A 19,426-nucleotide genomic window follows, 5' to 3' on the forward strand; every position below is an offset into this window, starting at 1 on the left:
TACACTTTTAAATACTCATTCAATTACTTCTAACTCATTACTTCTTCCTTGTGTTAATCCTATTGCTATATTATATATTAAATTAACTATATAAGATGAAGCTAAGCATAAAACTACTAACCAAGGAAATATTAAAAAGCTATATTTAGCTCCATATACTAAACTCTTAAAATAAATCATATAAAAGAACATATGAATAAGCCAAATATTAGTCGAATGATCCCCTAAGTAATTAAACAATCTATTTACCCATTCTGGTTTATCCATCAAATTAAATATACAAATAAATACTATTCCTGTAAATACAGCAACAAATAATGTTTGAACCATTCCATGTGCTACTATCATTAATATTAACATTAGTATTCCTAATATATTTTTATATCTTATCTTATTGCATATATTATTTAATTTACTATATATTTTTCTATGAGCAAATACTGAACCAATTGTAAATGGTAATTGTGATGTTCCAAAAAGAGATGTTTGTCTTATAAACCAATTTAATATACTATTATCTAAAACTATTACTCCTTTGATTCTTTGAATATATGCAAATATATAAAATATAAATGATAAAGCTATAACTAATGTATTATTATATTTAACTACAACTTTATTTATAATTGGTGATAGTAAAACTAAAATTATATATGTTGTAAAAAACCACCATGCACCATTATACGCTGGATCTAATGCCGTAAATGTTAATATAAAATTCTTTAAAGTACCAGGATAGCTTTCGCCTTGCCCCATTAATGGCCCCAAAATAACTACAAATATGAAAAGTATTATCCAAAAGTTTATATATAACTTAAAAATTCTCATTAAATTATTCTTAATGTAATTTTCTTTATTATTTTTATAACTAATTAATAATCCATAACCACTGCAGAAACAGTATATAGCTACACAACAGTCTCCAAATAAAGCCAAATAATATATTAAAGGAGTATCCCCTATAAATATTAATGGTATATATAAACCTTCATATGTTTTTGTACAAAATAAGTGTAAAAGTAACATAAATAAAATCGCTACACCCTTAGTCATTTTTATCTGATTTTTAGTTAACTCCATATCTCTTCCCCCAAATACCATCACTTCTATAATTACCTTTTATATTCCGAGTAATATACTTACTAATTAATTTTGAAATTATTAATGAAATTATTAGTGAAGGTATACATATTATTATATTTTTTATTAACCAATTATAATTAAGATTAGAGAATACCTTTCTAAATAATATTAATATAAGCTCGTGTACCATATAAAATTCAAAACTTATTTTAGCAAGACTTTGTAATATTCTACATTTTAATAGTTTTGAAATACATCCATTCTCATAAGAAAAAATATATAAAGCAATTATAAATAATAGTGAATAATAACTGCACCGAGTATCTACAAAAAAAGAGATTACATACATTAATATAAATGTAACTACTATTTCTATTTCGCACCTATTATAATTTTTAATTTCAAATTTATTTTTGATAAACAATTTTGCAACTATCATACCTAAACAAAAATCTAATAATCTATATAACGGATTAGAGTACAAATATAAATTCCCCATATTCATAATGTTAATTAAATTTAATATATATTGAGTTATTAAAATTAAACAAATAAACATAATTAATTTATTTAATTTTATTTTCTTTATTAATTTAATAATAGGAATTGAAACTAGATATAAAATAAATATGACAGATAAAAACCATGCTAAATTATTAAATATAAATGCATCTTCTTTAAAAAAGCTTTGAATTAATAATAAATCTATTATTATTCTTTTAATTAATATTGATGTTTCCATATTACTTACCCATTCCCATCTTATAATTATACTAAGTAAAAATGTGATTACATGTATAATATAAAAAGGCCCCATTTTCATAAAAGCCCATCTAATACTCTGCTTAAAATCCATATTATCAACAGTATTAGATTTAGTGTAATATAATACAAATCCTGATAAAATAAAAAAAAATGTTACAGGAAATGTTCCATTAAGTAATAATCCTGAATGAAATAAAAAAATACCCAGCATGGCTAATGCTCTTAATCCTTGTAAAGTATAAATCATTATTATCCCCCTATATAATAAAAAAGTTTATCTGTAAAAGTTATATAACAAATTTTATTTATTATATTGTTTCACGATTCATATTTTACCATATTATGCTATTTTTGTCACTTTTGTTTATTACTCCACATATTATATAATAAACATTTTTATTTATATAAAAACAAAAGAAAGGGGTATATAAATGAGCACTCTGTACGAAGTATCAAGTTTAACTGCTCTTGTTATGAATAAACCTAATATGTTTTCTCAAGTCCTAGGAGTTCTTAATAGAGGTGATCAAATTGATGTAATAAGTATTTCTAAATCTTGGGCATATTTTAAATATAATAATATTAATGCTTATGTTAAAAAAGGGAATTTGAAAATATTAAATACCGAACCAATTGAAGCAAAAGGTTCCGTTACACTAAAATATATAGATATTACTACTAATAATGAAATATATCCTTCCGAAACAATAAATAACCTTGAGCTTAGAAGCCATAACTACGAAGCAAGAATTATATATAACTATAAACTTCAAAACGACTCTACTCAATCAGTTAATTTAACAGAAGAAAATCCTAATCAAATAATTACCTTCTATTACAATCAAGTATTAGGAACTATTACAATAAAATATATGGATATAACTACAGGCACCGATATCTATGAATCCAAAACTATTGAAAACTTGCCTTTAGGCACTTACACCTATGGAGCAATTAATATCCCTAGCTATGTACTAAGTGATAATGAAACAAAAACAGTTACTATAACAGAATCGTCTCAAAATGTAACAATTACTTTTAAATATACAGAAATATTAGGAACTGTAACTGTTAAATATATTGATAACTCTTCTTCTGCCGAATTATTAAAAGCTGATATCTTTACCGATTTAAAGTTAGGAAGCTATAGCTACACTTATAAAGATATCTCTGGTTACTCATTAGCAAATGATTCTACTCAAGTAGTAGAATTAACTGATGATAATCATGATGTAGAAATTGAATTTAAATATAATGAATTGTTTGGTAGTGTCACTATTAAATATGTTGATTCATCTACTTTATCTGAAATTGTCCCCTCAACTACAATAAGTGATATAGCATTAGGTAGTTATACTTATGATGCTATATATATTGATAATTATGAAATTGATGGTGATTCTAGTATTTCTACTACTTTGACAACTGTTGAACCTAATCAGACTATATCTTTTAAATATAATGAAATTAAAATTCCCGATGATTTAAATTGGAATTACGTACCATATATTTCAACTTATTATATTAAACCTATAGTTAAACCAGGTGAAGAAGTATTTATTGACTACTATATTACTGATTACTATCAAAAAGAATATATTGAAGAAGATTATAGTGAAACTTTTACTGTTACTGTTAGAGTTGAAGGTCAAAATGATAAATTATATCACTACTTGAAAGCTGGAGATCATCAAGTAAGTTTAGGTAGCTTTTCTACTGAAGGCGAGCAAAAATTTTCTATTCTTTGTGCTGATAAATATGGTAGGAATTCCCATGAGCTATTTAATTTCTTCTTAGTTCAAGGCGATGTTGAAATTAAAGAATATATTATGACTGAAGATGATTTAGTAACTTATAGTATTAAAAATACTGATAATTATGAAGTTAAAAATATTATTGATTTATCTTCATTAATAACTAAGGATAGCACTACTGTTAAAGCTGCTTTAGTTGAAGCTGCATCAAATATTATTCCTAAATCAAGAACTTATGTTTGTGTCATTGCTGACACAGATGGTGATGGAACACCTAATAATTGGTGGGGAGAAAATCAAGTTGTCTATGCTAGTGATTATAACAAAGATGAAGTGTTACACGAAGCTATAAATACAAGAATAGGATTACAACAACTTTTAGATGATAAAAAAGCTGCAGGATATAATAAATTAACATTACTACCTGGAACCTATAGAATTGACCATCAAACACCAATATATATTCCGACACACTTTACTTTAGACCTTAATAAGGCCACAATTAAATTAAATCAATTTCAAGGTGAGAATACTTTAATGCTAGAATTAGATAATACCTTTGATTCACATTTAATTAATGGAACTTTAGAAGGCGATTACTTTACTCATATATATGATGGTAAAGATGAACAAAATCACGGAGTTGGAATTTATAACAACTCAAAATTTAGCTCTATTGAAAATTTATTAATTAAGGATATAGTTGGATATGGAGCTATAAATGGCTTTAAACTTTCTAGAACTGATTCAACTTACAACTCTTTTAACCCAATCCCAATTTATGGAAAATTCTCATTGTGCGATATATCTAGAACTAATGGAAATATAATTTCTAGCACAACTAGACTTACTTGTGATTTTATAGATATATCTACATGTGTACAATATGATTATTTAGTCATAAGTAGATATTTAGGTTATCAAGGAAATAGTTGTGGAACCTGGAATATAATATGTCACTTTTATAATATTAATAAAGAATATATCATATCAATAGATTCTTATCAATATAGGATTGTAAAAATACCAAAAGACTCATATTTTCTAAAAATTACAATTTTAAATTCATCATCTGATACTACAGGTTTAACTATAAATTCAATTCAAGGACCTAGACATTGCGCATTTAAAAATAATAAGTTTAATAATGTAAGATGCGTTGGATATTCTCCATTTAAAATGAATGATATGTTAGCGGAAAATTTATCTTTCATTAATTGTGGTCAAGCTAAAGCTATATCTGATATTGATTGTGAAGATGGATGGGATATGATGCAGGACTCAACTTTTAAATTAATTAATTCTCAAAACTATGATGGAAGTGGCTTTGTAGCTTTTGGTGGTCATAATCTCATAATAGATACTATGATTGATGGAAATATTGGATTCAGCTCAAATGGTAGATGTAATTCTTATGTTATCCGAAACTGTAAAAATATAAAACGTATAAATTTGGTTAGCAACAGTAGATTTAAAAGTGGCTATATTAGATTTTATAAAAACACTTGTACTAATGGTATAAATATCATAAATTCAGAAAATTCCGATATTCCATTATCAATTAAATATTGTGATATTATAGGCTACACTTATTCCACTACTGTCGATAATACGCTATTTATTAATTGTAATCTAAGCGACTCTTCTACCCCTAGCTCTAGTTTAGGAAAAGGAATTTTTAAAAATTGTAATATTACTTCTAAAAAAGGTCAAGGGCATAGCTCTGGAAAATATTTTAATTGCACTTTAAAAGATATTTCTGGTTGGATACAAGGTAATCTAGAATTTACTAACTGCAATATATTTAATATGTCACTTGAACATTTTGATAGCACTAATACTCGATCTCTTAGCTTTTATAAATGCATAATTACTAACTTAATATTAACTGCTCTATATTGGGGAAAACCTAAAAACTTTCCAATATTAATTAGTAATTGTCAAATTAATAATACTAGTCACCTTATTAGCTTACCCTTATATACTATGAGAAGTCCTATATCTCTCATAGAAAACACTATTACTTCAACTAGCACCAATGGATTAATATTATTTCATACAGATGATATAGGTAATAATACTGGAGAAATTGGTCTTAAGCAAGATATATTAAGTATTTCTAAAAATAAAATTTTTCTCCTTAACTCTAAATATATAATTACGGGCTTAAATAATTCTATAAAAAATAATATAAATATTTTATTTATGAATAATACTTTAACACCTAGTAATTTATTGCTCTGTGATCCTACCTCAAAACTATGTAATAATATAATTATAATTGAATAACACTAAAAAAATATTACTGGAAAGCAAAATTTCCAGTAATATTTTATTTATAAGAAACTATATTACACAAAATTATCTACAGCCTCGTTCAGCATAAAAAATGTTGACTTTTTGTATCTAAAATATTGACATAGGAGCACATTTAAATCTATATAGACTAATATTATAAATAGAAATTTCTATTAGACTTCTGAATTTCTAGCATTGCTAAAGTATGCATCGTATAATTCTAAGTAATCTAGCACCTACAATATTCTGCTTAATAATCTAACTAAATCTTCTTTAGGTATCATAACTTGTAAATCTATTAGTAATACTAATTTTTGATTAATATTTTATAAACTGAATATGTTGATAATTTAAGTTTATTCAAAAAATATGGATTCTATTGAATCTATTTTTCATTTAATCGGATAGTTGCTTTTACAACAGTTACTCATTTTATTTAAAACTATATATTTTTTAATAACTAGGATCTTATTATTATAAATTTTCTTTTAATTTTCCTCTAACAATTAAACTCCCAAATTGAACTTTTAAAATATTCATTAAATATTTCATTTCATTTGTCTTAAAGAATAATAGTATATAAGATAAATTTACAGTAATAATGCAAATTAATCCTCTTTCTATTAATGCGAAAAAACTATTTTCACTAATTAAAGTATTGCAAATATAACTTGTACATCCTCCAACTAATATCATTATTATCATCATTAATATATATCTTTTAAAATAATTAGTAACTTTTCTTTTAAATAAATACTTATACACTACTATAGGTTGACTAAAAAATACAGTAACTAATGTACTTAATGTTGTACCTAAAAATACTCCAATAAATCCAAAATATCTTATTAAAATTAATGATCCACATAAATTTACCATACCCTCTATAACAGAAATATATTTATCTTGCATAAATAATCCAGCTTTATTTTTAAATGTTGCTATAGGTCCCCTCATTCCAGTTAAATAGAAATTTAATAATATAACTATTACTATAGACTTACTTAATATATATTTTTCACCAAATAACCATACTATAAATGGATCTAGTAAGTTAAATAAAAAAATTGTTGCAAATGAATATATCCAAAAACTTATCATAAAGGATATCTTAAATATAGAATAGGCCTTATCTTTATCTTCAGTTGCTATTAAATTTCCTACGCTCGCACCTATTCCATCAATAATAGGTGTTAACAAATTAGATAACTGGCTAATTACCATAGTATAATTAGAATATAATCCAACTAATTTTAATCCTACAAAAGCAGATATTAATATATTATCTGTACTAAATACTAAATATCCACCAATATTATGTAAAAACATCGCTTTTACATTTTTTCTAATATTTCCTTTAGTTTCTAAATCTATTTTATACTTTGATTTTTCTCTCAAATAAGGATATTTATTATATACTATAAAAGTATTAACTACATTTTGAATAACAAATATACCTACTTCTATTAATAAATATGCTATATAATTTTTAGTGACCATTAATATAGCAATCTTCCCCAAAGTAGTAACTATTTGAAATGCCAAATTACTTACTGATAGTATATATCCCTTTTGATCTGCATTTATTAATGCCCATTTATATGCATTCATGTAAGATATCATATTTTTACCTACAAAAATTGCATAAACTATAAACATTCCAGGTATATTTGTATCTGTTTTCATTAAACATCCTATAAATGGATATAAAACCATACTTATAATTAACATTATAATAGCTAATGCTGTATATGCCTTTTTATATAATTGTACTAATGCTACTATTTTTTCTTTATTATTATCAGCTAATGGCTTATATAAATTATAAACTATACTTATTCCAATACCACTTTCAATTAAAACCATCATAGATAAAACATTGCTTAATAATCCATTAACGCCTAAATATTCTGCGCCTAAATTATCTACAAATACTTTTCGTGATAAAAATCCAAGTAAAATAATTATTATCTGTGAGAAAATACTCATAGATATATTTTTTATTGCATATTTTGTTCTCATTTTTATCTCCCTTTGATTATTATTCTTACCCTATATATAACTTTAATAAAAAAATAATATAATCTTTCATTAAAACATAATAACTTAGCTTCCTTTAGTTTTTTAGAATCATTGAGTCCAATTAAGATAAGCTTTTTAATTTCATTAGGAATATTTTTAACTTTTCCATTTTTACTAACATTAAATGTACTTTCACTAATATAATTAATCATACATTTCCTCAATTCATCATCTTTAATTAACACTTTGATTTAATACTGATAATATACATTCTTCAACATAATTTTCAACATTATAAACTGATATTATTACACTCAACTTTATATTATTCTTCATATTACAACTTCAACAATCTTATTTGTTTTTTTATTTGCCCTTCATATATTGGATTTATTAAGTCTTCTACTTTATCTCCATTGTCTATTTCTCCTATATATTTATTTTTAACTGGGCATTTATTAATGACCCCTTGTAAAAACCATTCATATTCTATATCTATATGCCCAATATCTATAGCTTGATATCCTGCTTTTGATAAATCATAAGCTAATACCGTCGCTGTTGGTCCTAATGCAATTAATATTAATTTAGATTTATCTTGTTTAGTTATCTCTTTAAATATATCTTCATACATTAAATACGCATTTACAGATGGACAAATAATTCTTTCAATCGATGTAGCGGAATCAAACAAGTCATTTCCTACTCCTAGTCTACTCTTTTCGCCTTCAACTATTACAATTTTTTTGTCTTTCCAAAGTAGTTTTATTTTCTCAAATCTATTTCTTACCTTTTCTTTATTTTTTAAATCAATATATAATCTTGTTACTTGAGTATCATAATATTCTTTATTTTTATTTAGTATCTTGTATATTTTACCTCTATTTAAATTTAAATATTTAATCCAATACTCTTTAGCTCTATCTGTAGCCCATTCTATTTCTCCAAATACATTTGGTATGCATACAATATGATTTTCTTCATTACTTTTTAGTATTTCTTTTAATCTTCTTGACAACTCCTCATTCTTAGGTTGAAATTTTAATGACTCGCCATAAATTAATGAAAATTCTCCATCTCCAAATCTACTTACTGAACATTTATCCTTGATTATTTTATCTAAAGTCTCATCTGTACCTTTTACTATAGGTTTCTTTTGTTTATCTGTTATATTTTTATTGTAAAATATAGTTATTTTATCTTTACTATCTAATAAGTAGTAATATATTTTTAAAAGATACTTTTTCATTTTTTCTTCTTGCTTTATATAATACTTATAAATTTTTTATATATAATTGGATTTATTTTATTTGCAATTAATAACAACTTAACATTTCCAGGATATTCCTTAAATTTAATGATTCTATTAAATTTACTATTTAATATTCTAGCTACTTTTAAGTAACTTTCTTTATGTTTCTTAAAATCACCATGTCTTATCATTAAATTCATTACACTCAGACTATTATTAGCAAGCTTTAAAGCTACTAAATCGCATAGTTCCGGATATCTTTCTTCCATAAACTTATACATTTCTTCATAAACTAATACAGCATCTATCTTTACATTCTTTATAGCCCTATCCATAGTACTATCTTCACGCTTTATATAATTGTATTTAGCTTCTCCCTTACAACAGATCTTCTTTGCTCTATCAATAAGCTTATATGTAAAAGCTGTATCCTCATATGCAATTCCTTCCGGAATTCTTAACCCATTAAATAATTCTTTTTTTATTAGCTTAGTCCATAAGCACTCATCGTAAAGTAACCCTTCTGTTACTACTTTCATTGCCTCTTTAGTATCGTGTATCATTAAATTATGTCCACCATTAACTTGAACTCTGTTTTTAAAATAAATTGTACTGCTACAATTAGCTATATCACAATCATTTTCTATGCACATACTATAAAGCAACTCATACATATCTGGCTCAATATAATCATCACTATCAACAAACCCTATATATGCTCCCTTGGCAATATCTAATGCAGCATTTCTAGCTGTTGCTTGTCCACCATTTTCTTTATGAATAACTTTAATTCTATTATCTTTCTTTGCATATTCGTCACATATATTTCCACAGTTATCTGGCGATCCATCATCAACAAGTATAAGCTCAAAATCTTTAAAAGTTTGATTCAATATTGAATCAATGCATTTATGTATATATGCTTCTACCTTATAAACAGGTACTATTATACTTATTTTTGGACTCATAAAACTAATTCCTCCCATCACTCAATATAACTAATCAATTTATTAACATCATCTGTAGTATCTAAAATGATACCTTCTAAATTTTTTATAAATTTATCACTAATATCTCTATTATCAATGATATACTTTATATTTCTATAAATATCATCTTCATTTTGATTGACTATAAATCCATTAATTTGATTTTCAATTTGTTCATATGCTCCAATAAAATTCGTAGTTACTATTGGTTTACACAAACATTTTGCCTCTGCCAATGTTAAACAATATCCTTCATGTCTAGATGTTTGAACATAAATATCTGATTTTTTTATATATGGATAAGGATTAGGATTCGCCCCTAATAATATGAAATTATCTTCCAAATTTTTTTCTTTTATTAACTTTTCATATTCGCTCCTAGCATTTCCTTCACCAACACAATACCATCTTACTTTATATCCATCTTGTTTTAATTTTAATAAAGCATTTATAGCTAAATCTTGACCTTTTTCCTTTGATAATCTACCAACAGTTACAATTTTTATTCCATCAAAATTATCATCAAAGTCAATTTCTTCATTTGCCATATTATATACTAAATCCTTAGAAATTATATTTAACAATACTTCTGATTTACCAACTGTATTTGGTATTATTTCATTTAACTTTTTATTGGCTTCATTTGAAACAACAAATATCTTGTTAAATTTTTCATATAATCTTTTATATAATTTTTCATTGATCTTATGCTTTGATATATCAAAATGAACCCATCCTATTTTTTTCTTTGTATTAACCTTATGTCCTATATATGCATCTATTATTTCAGTTGGCCCTGCATATGCAATAGCTGCATCATATACTTCTTCATTATAAGGAATACTTTTAAGTATATTTTTATAGTATATATATCTATCCCCTGTATTTTTAGATCTATAATATGAATAAACAAATGAAGGTATTTTAAATAGCTTACCTCTTGCTAAATATCTTCTTACTGTGCTTTGTGGAGATTCCATAATAATAGGTTTTATATCTTTAAACCATATTGCCTCCTCAACTTTTATATTACTTGGAATATAATCTAAAAAACCGCCTTTCTTTTCTAAAGTTAAAATTGTAATATCATACTTATCTTTTGGAATAACTGATAATAATGAAAGTAATGACTTTTCAACTCCACCAATATTCATACTACTTATCATAAATAATATTTTTTTCTTCACTTCTGTGTACTCCTTATAACTCTAAGAATTTAATACTTTATCTAATTTACTAATTTCATTAGTACTATCAACTATCTCTTTACTAAGATTAATTTTAATATTATTGTATAAATCTTTATCATCTAATAATCTTTTTACTGATTTATATATTCCATCTTCACTAATATCACAAATTAAACCAGTTACTTCATTTTTTATTTGCTCATTAGCTCCAGTAAAATTAGTTGTAACTATAGGATTGTCAAAGCATCTTGCTTCTCCTAAAGTAATACAATATCCCTCGTGTCTTGATGGTTGTACATAGATATCACAATGTTTCATAAATGGATATGGGTTTAGCCTCGAACCTAATAGGATATAGTCGTTTTCTATATTGAATTTCTTAGTTATTTGCTTATAATTATCCTTTCCAGGACCATCACCTATACAATACCACTTAATGTTATAGCCCTCATTCTTTAATCTAGCTAAAGCATTAATAGTTAAATCTTGTCCTTTTTCTTTACTTAATCTTCCCACTGTAAGTATTCTTGTTCCATTAAACGAATCATCGAATCCTTTTTCATTTTTACTCATATTTTCAATTAAATTACATGATATTATATTAAAAAATGCTTCAACCTTATTGCTTAAAGCAGGTATTAATTTTATTAATTTTTCTTTCCCTTCTTCTGAAACTACAAAAATCTTATCAAATTTCTTATAATTTTTTTCTGCAAACTTTTTGTTGAATCCTATCTTAGTTATATCAAAATGTATCCACTGAACTTTTTTCTTTGATTTAATCTTGTTTAAAACAAAATATGTTATAAAATCCATAGGTCCTGCATAGGCTACTGCTAAATCATAATTTTCTTCTAAATTCTTTATATTTCTTAATATATATTTATAATAATATGACATATTATTAGCTATTTTAGAAATACTATAATTTAATAAAGTTATTATTCCTGTTAAATACTTCTTATTTTTTATTAATTTCTTAGCTAATAACCTAGGAGGTTCATTAATAAAAGGTTTGATTATTTTATATTCATCAACATATTTTAACTTAACATAACTAGGTATCTCATTTAGAAATCCACCATACTCCTCTAACATAAGTAAAGTAATATCATATTTACTACTATCCATTTCCTTTAGCATAGTTAATAATGCCTTCTCAGTACCTCCAATATTCATATTAATACACATAAATAATATTTTCTTCATGAATACTCCCTATCCTATTAACGCATAAAATTTATTTAATTCTTCAGTATTGCCTTTTTTCTCTGTTTTTAAATATTCCACTATACTATTATTAAGTTCTTTATCATTAATTAATTCTAAAATTCCATCAGTAACTCCACGTGCATCCATATCTACAACCAACCCATTTTTTCTATCTATCATTTGATTGTATACAGCATCAAATCTTGTAGTTACTATTGGCTTATTTAACATTCTTGCCTCAGCAATTGCTAATCCGAACCCCTCAAATTTTGAAGTCTGTACATAAATATCACAACTCTTTATATATGGATATGGATTAGACTTAACTCCTAATAATTTAAAATTATCCCTTAAATTATTCTTCTTAATATATTCTTCTATTTCTTCTTTCAATGGTCCTATACCTAATGAATACCATCTGAAATTTATCCCTTTTTCTTTTAGCATCTTGCAAGATTCCAATGCTATATCATATCCCTTTTGATTTTCTAATCTTCCTACTGTAAGTATTCTTAAACCTTTAAAATTATCATCATAACTTTGTCCACTATCAGCCATCTTAGAAATAAAGTTCCAATCATTTATATCATAAATTATTTTTACTTTATCTATATACTTAGGGAAAGTTTCTAAAAATACATCCTTCGCTGAATCAGAAACAGCAATAATATTATCATACTTATCATAATATTGTTCTTGGAATAACTTATCTTCATTTTTTAATCTATAACTTACATTAACCCAGGCATATTTTTTCTTTGCTTTTATTTTATCTGCAACATAAAAAGTTGGTATTCCTTGAGCATAACTAATAGCAACATCATATTCTTTGTTGCTATTTTCCAGAACATTAGATACACTCTGCCAAAAAATCCTTGCCTTTTGTGAATTTGTATAATTTTCTTTTCTTAATTTAATTGAAAATCTAAGCCTTGATTTCAACATTTTAAAATCAAAATTTTTTAACGATTGAATCATTGCTGATTTAATACTTAAAGTTGTAAACTCAGTATATTTTAATGGTTTTAACAAATTAACTTCCTTAGGTATAAGTTCTTCTAATGCACCACCATAACCAAATAACTGCAAGTCTACATTATACTTTGAATAATCTATTAATGATAACAATGTTATTAAACTCTTTTCCGCCCCAGCACAATGTAAAGAATCTATAACAAATAATATATTATTGCTCATATCTCTTCTCCTATTTATAAATTTATTGATATTTCAACTATGTTTGAATAAATTTAGTTAATTTTTCAAACTGATTATTAGCTCTTATACATATATCTTTAATATCTTTTACATTATTAAATGCATTAATAATTACATTGTAATCATACATTTTTTCTAATTTGTCCATGTTGATAATTAAACTATTTAACCCTATATCATTAAGCATATTAGTGGTCTTACTACTATATATCACTGGTAATATAGGTACATTTACTAACTGAGCTATAATATTTGCATGAAACCGTGCCGCTAAAAAAAGTTTAAATTCTGAGATTATATTAATTGCCTCTTCTAAGTTACCTTTATACTCATAAACTTCAACCTTATCTTTTATATTATTTTCTAATTTTGACATTATTAGATTGATACACTTTAAGTCCCCTTCTCTTTCACAAAAAGACATTAAGCAACATCTATACCCCTTAGATACAAATAATTCAATTGATTTAATAGTGCTATTGATATATTCCTCTTCATATTGTGCTAATCCCTCTTTATGATTAACATCTATTATAGAAAAACCTATAGTATTCTTTTTCTCATTCTTCTTAAACTTATCTAAATTCAATTGAAATACTATATCTGGTTCATACCTTACATTTTTCATGTCTTTAAATAAATTATATGAATATTTATCCCTAAAGCATACATCTTCACATTGTGAGAAAAACTCCCTATAATCTTTTAAAAAACTTTCTCTTTTATATGGTCCAAAATTAGAACCTAATACAAAAACTGGCTTATCTCTTTTTTTAAATTCATTTAACATACTAATTCTATTGTTATAAAGATCTTCATGATAATTTTCATCTCTAAAAATAGATCCGCCAATGAATATCATTGCATCATGATTTTCTGCTATATGCTTATAATTTGTTAAGGTATCTTTTACTTTTAAATTTTGTAAAAATTTATCTATATATGTATACTTCCTCCTTTTTAAATTTCCATATTTTTTAATAAAATTATCATAATCACTACCTACATAATTAACAGTAAATTCTACGTTTTCATACTTTTTAGATAAAATATCTAAAAATAAATCATCACCTAAGTTATAAGCTAAATAAATATCAACAAAAATTCTCTTCATATTCTATCCCCTGTTACCAATTTCTAAATACGGTAGCTGATAAAATTACTTATCAACTAATATATTTACTATCTTCTTAAAAATTTATCTTTAAACTTTTTTAATTTTATTATTGCTATGTTCAAATAAAGTAATTCAATATATCTATTAGTATTTATAAATTTATTTATAATTTTATCTAAATTACTTCTATTTATAAAAAAGCTTTTATATTCATTTATAAAATCATTTTCTAAAATGGACTTTAAATTATTAATAAACTCATCTTTATTTTTTGAACTTAAGTAATTATTACTTTCATTTAACAATATTTTATTAACTAATACCTGTACTTTTAAAATACTAATATTATTTATTTCGATACTATCAACTTTTAAAAAATTCAGTAATTCTTTAATTTTATTTACTAATAAAATGTAATTATCTAAGTAATTTGCATCTATATTTGAGCTTATACTATTATCATTTAACCTATTGTAGTAATATAAATTCTCATCAATCGCTCCAAACTTATTACTATATTTGCAATATTCTAAGATAAATATTAAATCTTCACTCATAAATATTTTTGGATCCATTCTTATATTATTATCGAATATAATATTCCTTTTAAAAATCTTAGACCACAAAACTCCCCCAACCCCATTACAAACACAACTTAGAAACTCATTTTTATTTAATTCACCTTTACCATTCCAAAAGTCATTTAATTCAACTACTCCGTATTTACTTTCATCAATATATCCACAGCAAGCTATATCATAATTATCGCTTTCTATCTTTCTTACCAGACTCTCTACATATAAATAACTTACAATATCATCGGAATCTATAAACATTAAATACTGACCACTAGACTTTTCAATACCTTTATTACGTGCCATAGAAGGACCTGAATTATTTTGAGTAACATATTTTATTCTGTCATCATTTAAAATATATCCTTTTATAACTTGCTCTGTCTTATCTATTGAACCATCATTTATAATTATTATCTCTATATTTTTATAAGATTGAATTAATATACTTTCTATACATTTTCCTATATATGCCTCACAGTTATATGCAGGAATTATAATACTTACTAGTGGCTTCATTTTTGCCTCCATACTTAATCAAATTAACTCATATAATTTTTCTAATTCATAACTATTACTATACTCTATTTGCTTACAATTACTAGATAGCTTATCTCTTAATTCTTTATTTCTATACAACTTTTCTATTCCATCTGCAATTCCTTCAACTGATAATTCACATATATATCCATCAATATTATCTCTTACTTGACTTTTAGACGTTGCATAATTAGTTATTAACACTGGTTTACCAAGAATCTGAGCTTCCACAACAGTAACAGCCTTCCCTTCATATCTAGAAGGCTGCACATATAAGTCACAGGACTTCATATATGGATATGGGTTTGTCTTTTTTCCTAATAATATAAAACTATTTTCTAACTTATTTTCTTTAATAAGTTCGCTTATTATAACTTCATCTCCGCCATATCCGACTACATACCACTTAATATTAGTTAATCCTCTGTTATGTAGTACCCTTAATGCTCTAACAGCATTATCTATTCCTTTTGCATGTGAAAGCCTTGCAACTGAAACTAATTTAAAACTATTATCATACTTTATATTTTCTTCAATATCTTCTTCTGCCATTTTTTTTATAAAATCAGGAGAAGTTATATTTTCCATTACCTTAACCTTCTCTTTTAAGCTTGGATACTTTTTAAGAAAAGCATTCTTACATTCTTCTGATACAGCTATAATATAATTAAATTTATTCCACATCTTTAAATCCATATCTATATCAGTTTCTATAGTAGAGTAATCAGTATGAATCCAGGCAATTTTTATTTTTGATTTAACCTTCTCAGCTATAAAATAATGGGGCCAAAGATAGCTTATTGCTATATCATACCTCTTATCAATCTTAGGTAAAAAAGGTAGTGCATATTTCCACATAAGTTGCATTTGATAAATCCCATATTCACTTAAGTTTTTTCTTTTACCTCTTACATTTGCTATAAATCTTGATAAAATTCTTATTATTCCTAAAACAATGTTACCTTCTTTTATCGTATCTTCTATTGACTTTCTAAAAGTTGTATATTGTCTAACTTCCTTTATTAAATTTACTTTATCTGTTAAAAGTGACATAAAATCTCCAGTATGACTATATAACATTAAATCAACTTTATTATTTTCATAATCAAAGTTATTTAACATACTTATAAGACTCCTTTCAACTCCACCAACTTCCATATCAAAAGACGATATTAATATATTTCTCATAAACTTCTCTCCTAGTTCATATCTATTTTATAAGCCTTTAATAGATTATTTACTATGCTATCTAAATCTAGTCCTTTATATTTAAAAGCTAACTCTATAGTTTGTTTATTCTTATTTTTTTTTCCTATGAGCTTTAATGCTTCATTTTTCCAAACTTTTGCTCCCATATCTAAATTAATTTGCTTTAATAAGCCTACATTTAAATCAGCTTCTGGTTGTATTGCCTCTGAAACTAAACAAGGTAATCCGGCAGATTGAGCTTCTAGCATTACTAGACCTAATCCCTCATATGTAGATGGAAATATAAATAAATCACAATTATTTAATATTACATCTATATCATTTCTTAAATATAAAAGTTTAATATTTTCTTCTAACCCTAACTTTTTAATTTGATTTTCTATATCTTCCCTTAAAGGTCCATCTCCAACTAATACAGCTTTAATGCTCCTATTCTCCTTAATCATTTCATTTAATACTTTTATTAAAAATTTATGATTTTTAGCTTCTACAAACCTTCCAATATGTCCAACTATAATATCCTCTTTATTAAATCCTAACTCTTCTTTTATACTATTAGTATCATTACATCTGAGTATACTTTTATAATTAACATAGTTAGGTAACACCTTATATTTTTTGTTATTTGTTATCCCTTCGCCAAATAAATATCTTCCAGCACTATCACTACATGCCATAAAGTCAGTTGAAAATCTATTTATTAAACTTCTCATTATAAAAAAGTATATTTTTTTCACTCTACTTGTACCCAAATCTAAATTTGTATGTGCATGAGATATTATTATTTTTGCCCCGCCTAACTTAGCCGCTAAAACTGCACTTCCACAATTAAATAATGTATGAGTATGAACAACCTCATACTGTTCATTCTTTATTAAGTTATATAAATTTTTAATAGCTTTTATTTGTCCAACTTTACTTGGTGAATCTAACTTTATTATCTTTCCACCTAATTTTTTTATTTCCTCATCATAATAAGCTTCCTCATTATAGTAAGATATAAAATCAAACTGAACTTTCTTATTAACTTCCCTATATAAATTCATAAGCATAGTTTCAGTACCACCTACATTCATTCCACCTACTACATGTAATACTTTCAATTTTTTATTCATATTTACTCCTTAAATACTAATAAAATAATAAATCCTTTAAACTATAATCACTATAATAATTTATATATCCAACTTTTATTTCTAAAATAAAAAAAAGAAAATAAAATACCATTACCCCCCAATATAATATTCTTCTTTCCTTACTTGAAAAACACTTCTTAATAAGAAATGGTAAGGATACTACAACATATAATTGAGTATATATTGTAAATCTTGCAAATATCCAATTAAAATATGAAAATGCCATTATAATAAAATTAATTAATGTCATATTTATAAAAACATCACTATATTTCCATTTATAAAGATTTTCCCTACCTAAATATGATAATAAAACTGGAATAAAATAAATAATAATCCTAAAAACATTTGCTCCACCTTCATTAGAATCTGCATAACCTGCATATTTAGAGTCTCCCATTACTGAAAATATAATTTTCATTACAGGCTCATAAAAAAACATTGTTATAATGAATATACCTATAGTTATCCATATTTCCTTTGACCAAGCCTTTTTAGTTACTACAAAATAAAGTGGAATCATAATAAATGTTGATTCATGAAATAAAAGTAAAAATACCATTAATGAGCAATAGAGAATAGTCTTTTTCTTAATTAATAAAGGCGTTGCAGAAAATATAAGCGCAGCTGCTAAAGATTGTCTAAGCCCATTCATAGTAACCATATAATAAGTTGTTACATATAAAAAAACACTTAACTCAAACCAATCTTTACTGTATTTTCTTATTATCCACACATTTAATACATTTATAATTATTGATGTAACCATAATCATTAATTGTGGATTTGGAGAAATGCTGTGTAAAATCTTTAATAAAAGACAAAACGCTGGTTCATATCCTCCATCCATAAAATTATATTCCGGTCCAATCATATTATATGAGTGTATATAATATACCGTGTCTCCTATTCCATTTCTTAGCCCAGAAACTAACACTAATACAACCATTACTACAGCTGTAAATATAATATTTGCCTCTTTTTTATTATTTAAATGAGTAATTGCTAAACAACTAAATAAAAACGTGATTATAGTAGTAAAAATAAACATATCCATATTTTAATG

At 24.9% G+C, this 19,426-nt stretch carries 15 protein-coding genes; 1 reads left to right on the forward strand and 14 read right to left on the reverse strand.

Annotated features, from left to right (window positions below):
* Nucleotides 1–15: 15 nt before the first annotated feature.
* Together I2E98_RS02835 and I2E98_RS02840 are read right to left on the reverse strand one after the other, a co-directional pair.
* Nucleotides 16–1,080: an acyltransferase family protein gene (locus I2E98_RS02835; protein ID WP_195467452.1), complete on the reverse strand. Its 1,065-nt coding sequence runs from the start codon at nt 1,078–1,080 to the stop codon at nt 16–18.
* Nucleotides 1,067–2,095: an acyltransferase gene (locus I2E98_RS02840; RefSeq protein ID WP_195467453.1), complete on the reverse strand. Its 1,029-nt coding sequence runs from the start codon at nt 2,093–2,095 to the stop codon at nt 1,067–1,069. Before I2E98_RS02840 ends, I2E98_RS02835 begins: the two co-directional genes overlap by 14 nt.
* 184 nt (nt 2,096–2,279) lie before the next feature.
* Between I2E98_RS02840 and I2E98_RS02845 the strand changes: the two genes are divergently transcribed.
* Entirely contained in the window at nt 2,280–5,891 is a 3,612-nt protein-coding gene (locus tag I2E98_RS02845) for a MucBP domain-containing protein (protein WP_195467454.1), read from the forward strand.
* Nucleotides 5,892–6,374: 483 nt separating this feature from the next.
* On the opposite strand, the gene I2E98_RS02850 is transcribed toward I2E98_RS02845, so the two are convergent.
* From I2E98_RS02850 to I2E98_RS02905, 12 genes are all read right to left on the reverse strand, one after another.
* Nucleotides 6,375–7,922, reverse strand: a complete 1,548-nt coding sequence (locus tag I2E98_RS02850) for an oligosaccharide flippase family protein (protein WP_195467455.1) — start codon at nt 7,920–7,922, stop codon at nt 6,375–6,377.
* A 2-nt stretch (nt 7,923–7,924) separates the two neighbouring features.
* Nucleotides 7,925–8,134 (reverse strand): hypothetical protein, encoded by a 210-nt coding sequence (locus tag I2E98_RS02855; RefSeq protein ID WP_195467456.1) that lies wholly within the window; start codon nt 8,132–8,134, stop codon nt 7,925–7,927.
* A gap of 125 nt (nt 8,135–8,259) precedes the next feature.
* The gene (locus tag I2E98_RS02860; RefSeq protein WP_195467457.1) at nt 8,260–9,171 is read right to left on the reverse strand and encodes an SP_1767 family glycosyltransferase; all 912 of its coding nucleotides are present in this window, start codon (nt 9,169–9,171) and stop codon (nt 8,260–8,262) included.
* A gap of 14 nt (nt 9,172–9,185) precedes the next feature.
* Nucleotides 9,186–10,142: a glycosyltransferase gene (locus I2E98_RS02865; RefSeq protein ID WP_195467458.1), complete on the reverse strand. Its 957-nt coding sequence runs from the start codon at nt 10,140–10,142 to the stop codon at nt 9,186–9,188.
* A gap of 17 nt (nt 10,143–10,159) precedes the next feature.
* Nucleotides 10,160–11,350 (reverse strand): glycosyltransferase, encoded by a 1,191-nt coding sequence (locus tag I2E98_RS02870; RefSeq protein WP_347708008.1) that lies wholly within the window; start codon nt 11,348–11,350, stop codon nt 10,160–10,162.
* Between the two features lie 21 nt (nt 11,351–11,371).
* Nucleotides 11,372–12,562 (reverse strand): glycosyltransferase, encoded by a 1,191-nt coding sequence (locus I2E98_RS02875; RefSeq protein WP_195467459.1) that lies wholly within the window; start codon nt 12,560–12,562, stop codon nt 11,372–11,374.
* Nucleotides 12,563–12,571: 9 nt separating this feature from the next.
* Nucleotides 12,572–13,762 (reverse strand): glycosyltransferase, encoded by a 1,191-nt coding sequence (locus tag I2E98_RS02880; RefSeq protein WP_195467460.1) that lies wholly within the window; start codon nt 13,760–13,762, stop codon nt 12,572–12,574.
* Between the two features lie 37 nt (nt 13,763–13,799).
* Nucleotides 13,800–14,897 carry a polysaccharide pyruvyl transferase family protein gene (locus tag I2E98_RS02885; protein ID WP_195467461.1) on the reverse strand — a complete coding sequence of 366 codons (1,098 nt, stop codon included), beginning with the start codon at nt 14,895–14,897 and terminating at the stop codon, nt 13,800–13,802.
* Nucleotides 14,898–14,965: 68 nt separating this feature from the next.
* Nucleotides 14,966–15,994 carry a glycosyltransferase family 2 protein gene (locus I2E98_RS02890; RefSeq protein WP_195467462.1) on the reverse strand — a complete coding sequence of 343 codons (1,029 nt, stop codon included), beginning with the start codon at nt 15,992–15,994 and terminating at the stop codon, nt 14,966–14,968.
* Nucleotides 15,995–16,012: 18 nt separating this feature from the next.
* Nucleotides 16,013–17,203, reverse strand: coding sequence for a glycosyltransferase (locus I2E98_RS02895; RefSeq protein WP_195467463.1), 1,191 nt, complete (start codon nt 17,201–17,203; stop codon nt 16,013–16,015).
* A gap of 11 nt (nt 17,204–17,214) precedes the next feature.
* On the reverse strand, nt 17,215–18,339 hold the full coding sequence (locus I2E98_RS02900) for a glycosyltransferase family 1 protein (RefSeq protein WP_195467464.1): 1,125 nt from the start codon (nt 18,337–18,339) through the stop codon (nt 17,215–17,217).
* Nucleotides 18,340–18,355: 16 nt separating this feature from the next.
* On the reverse strand, nt 18,356–19,417 hold the full coding sequence (locus I2E98_RS02905; RefSeq protein WP_195467465.1) for an EpsG family protein: 1,062 nt from the start codon (nt 19,415–19,417) through the stop codon (nt 18,356–18,358).
* Between the last annotated feature and the right edge of the window lie 9 nt (nt 19,418–19,426).

It is taken from the genome of Clostridium sp. D43t1_170807_H7 (assembly GCF_015555905.1).
Classification (GTDB): Bacteria; Bacillota; Clostridia; order Clostridiales; family Clostridiaceae; genus Clostridium.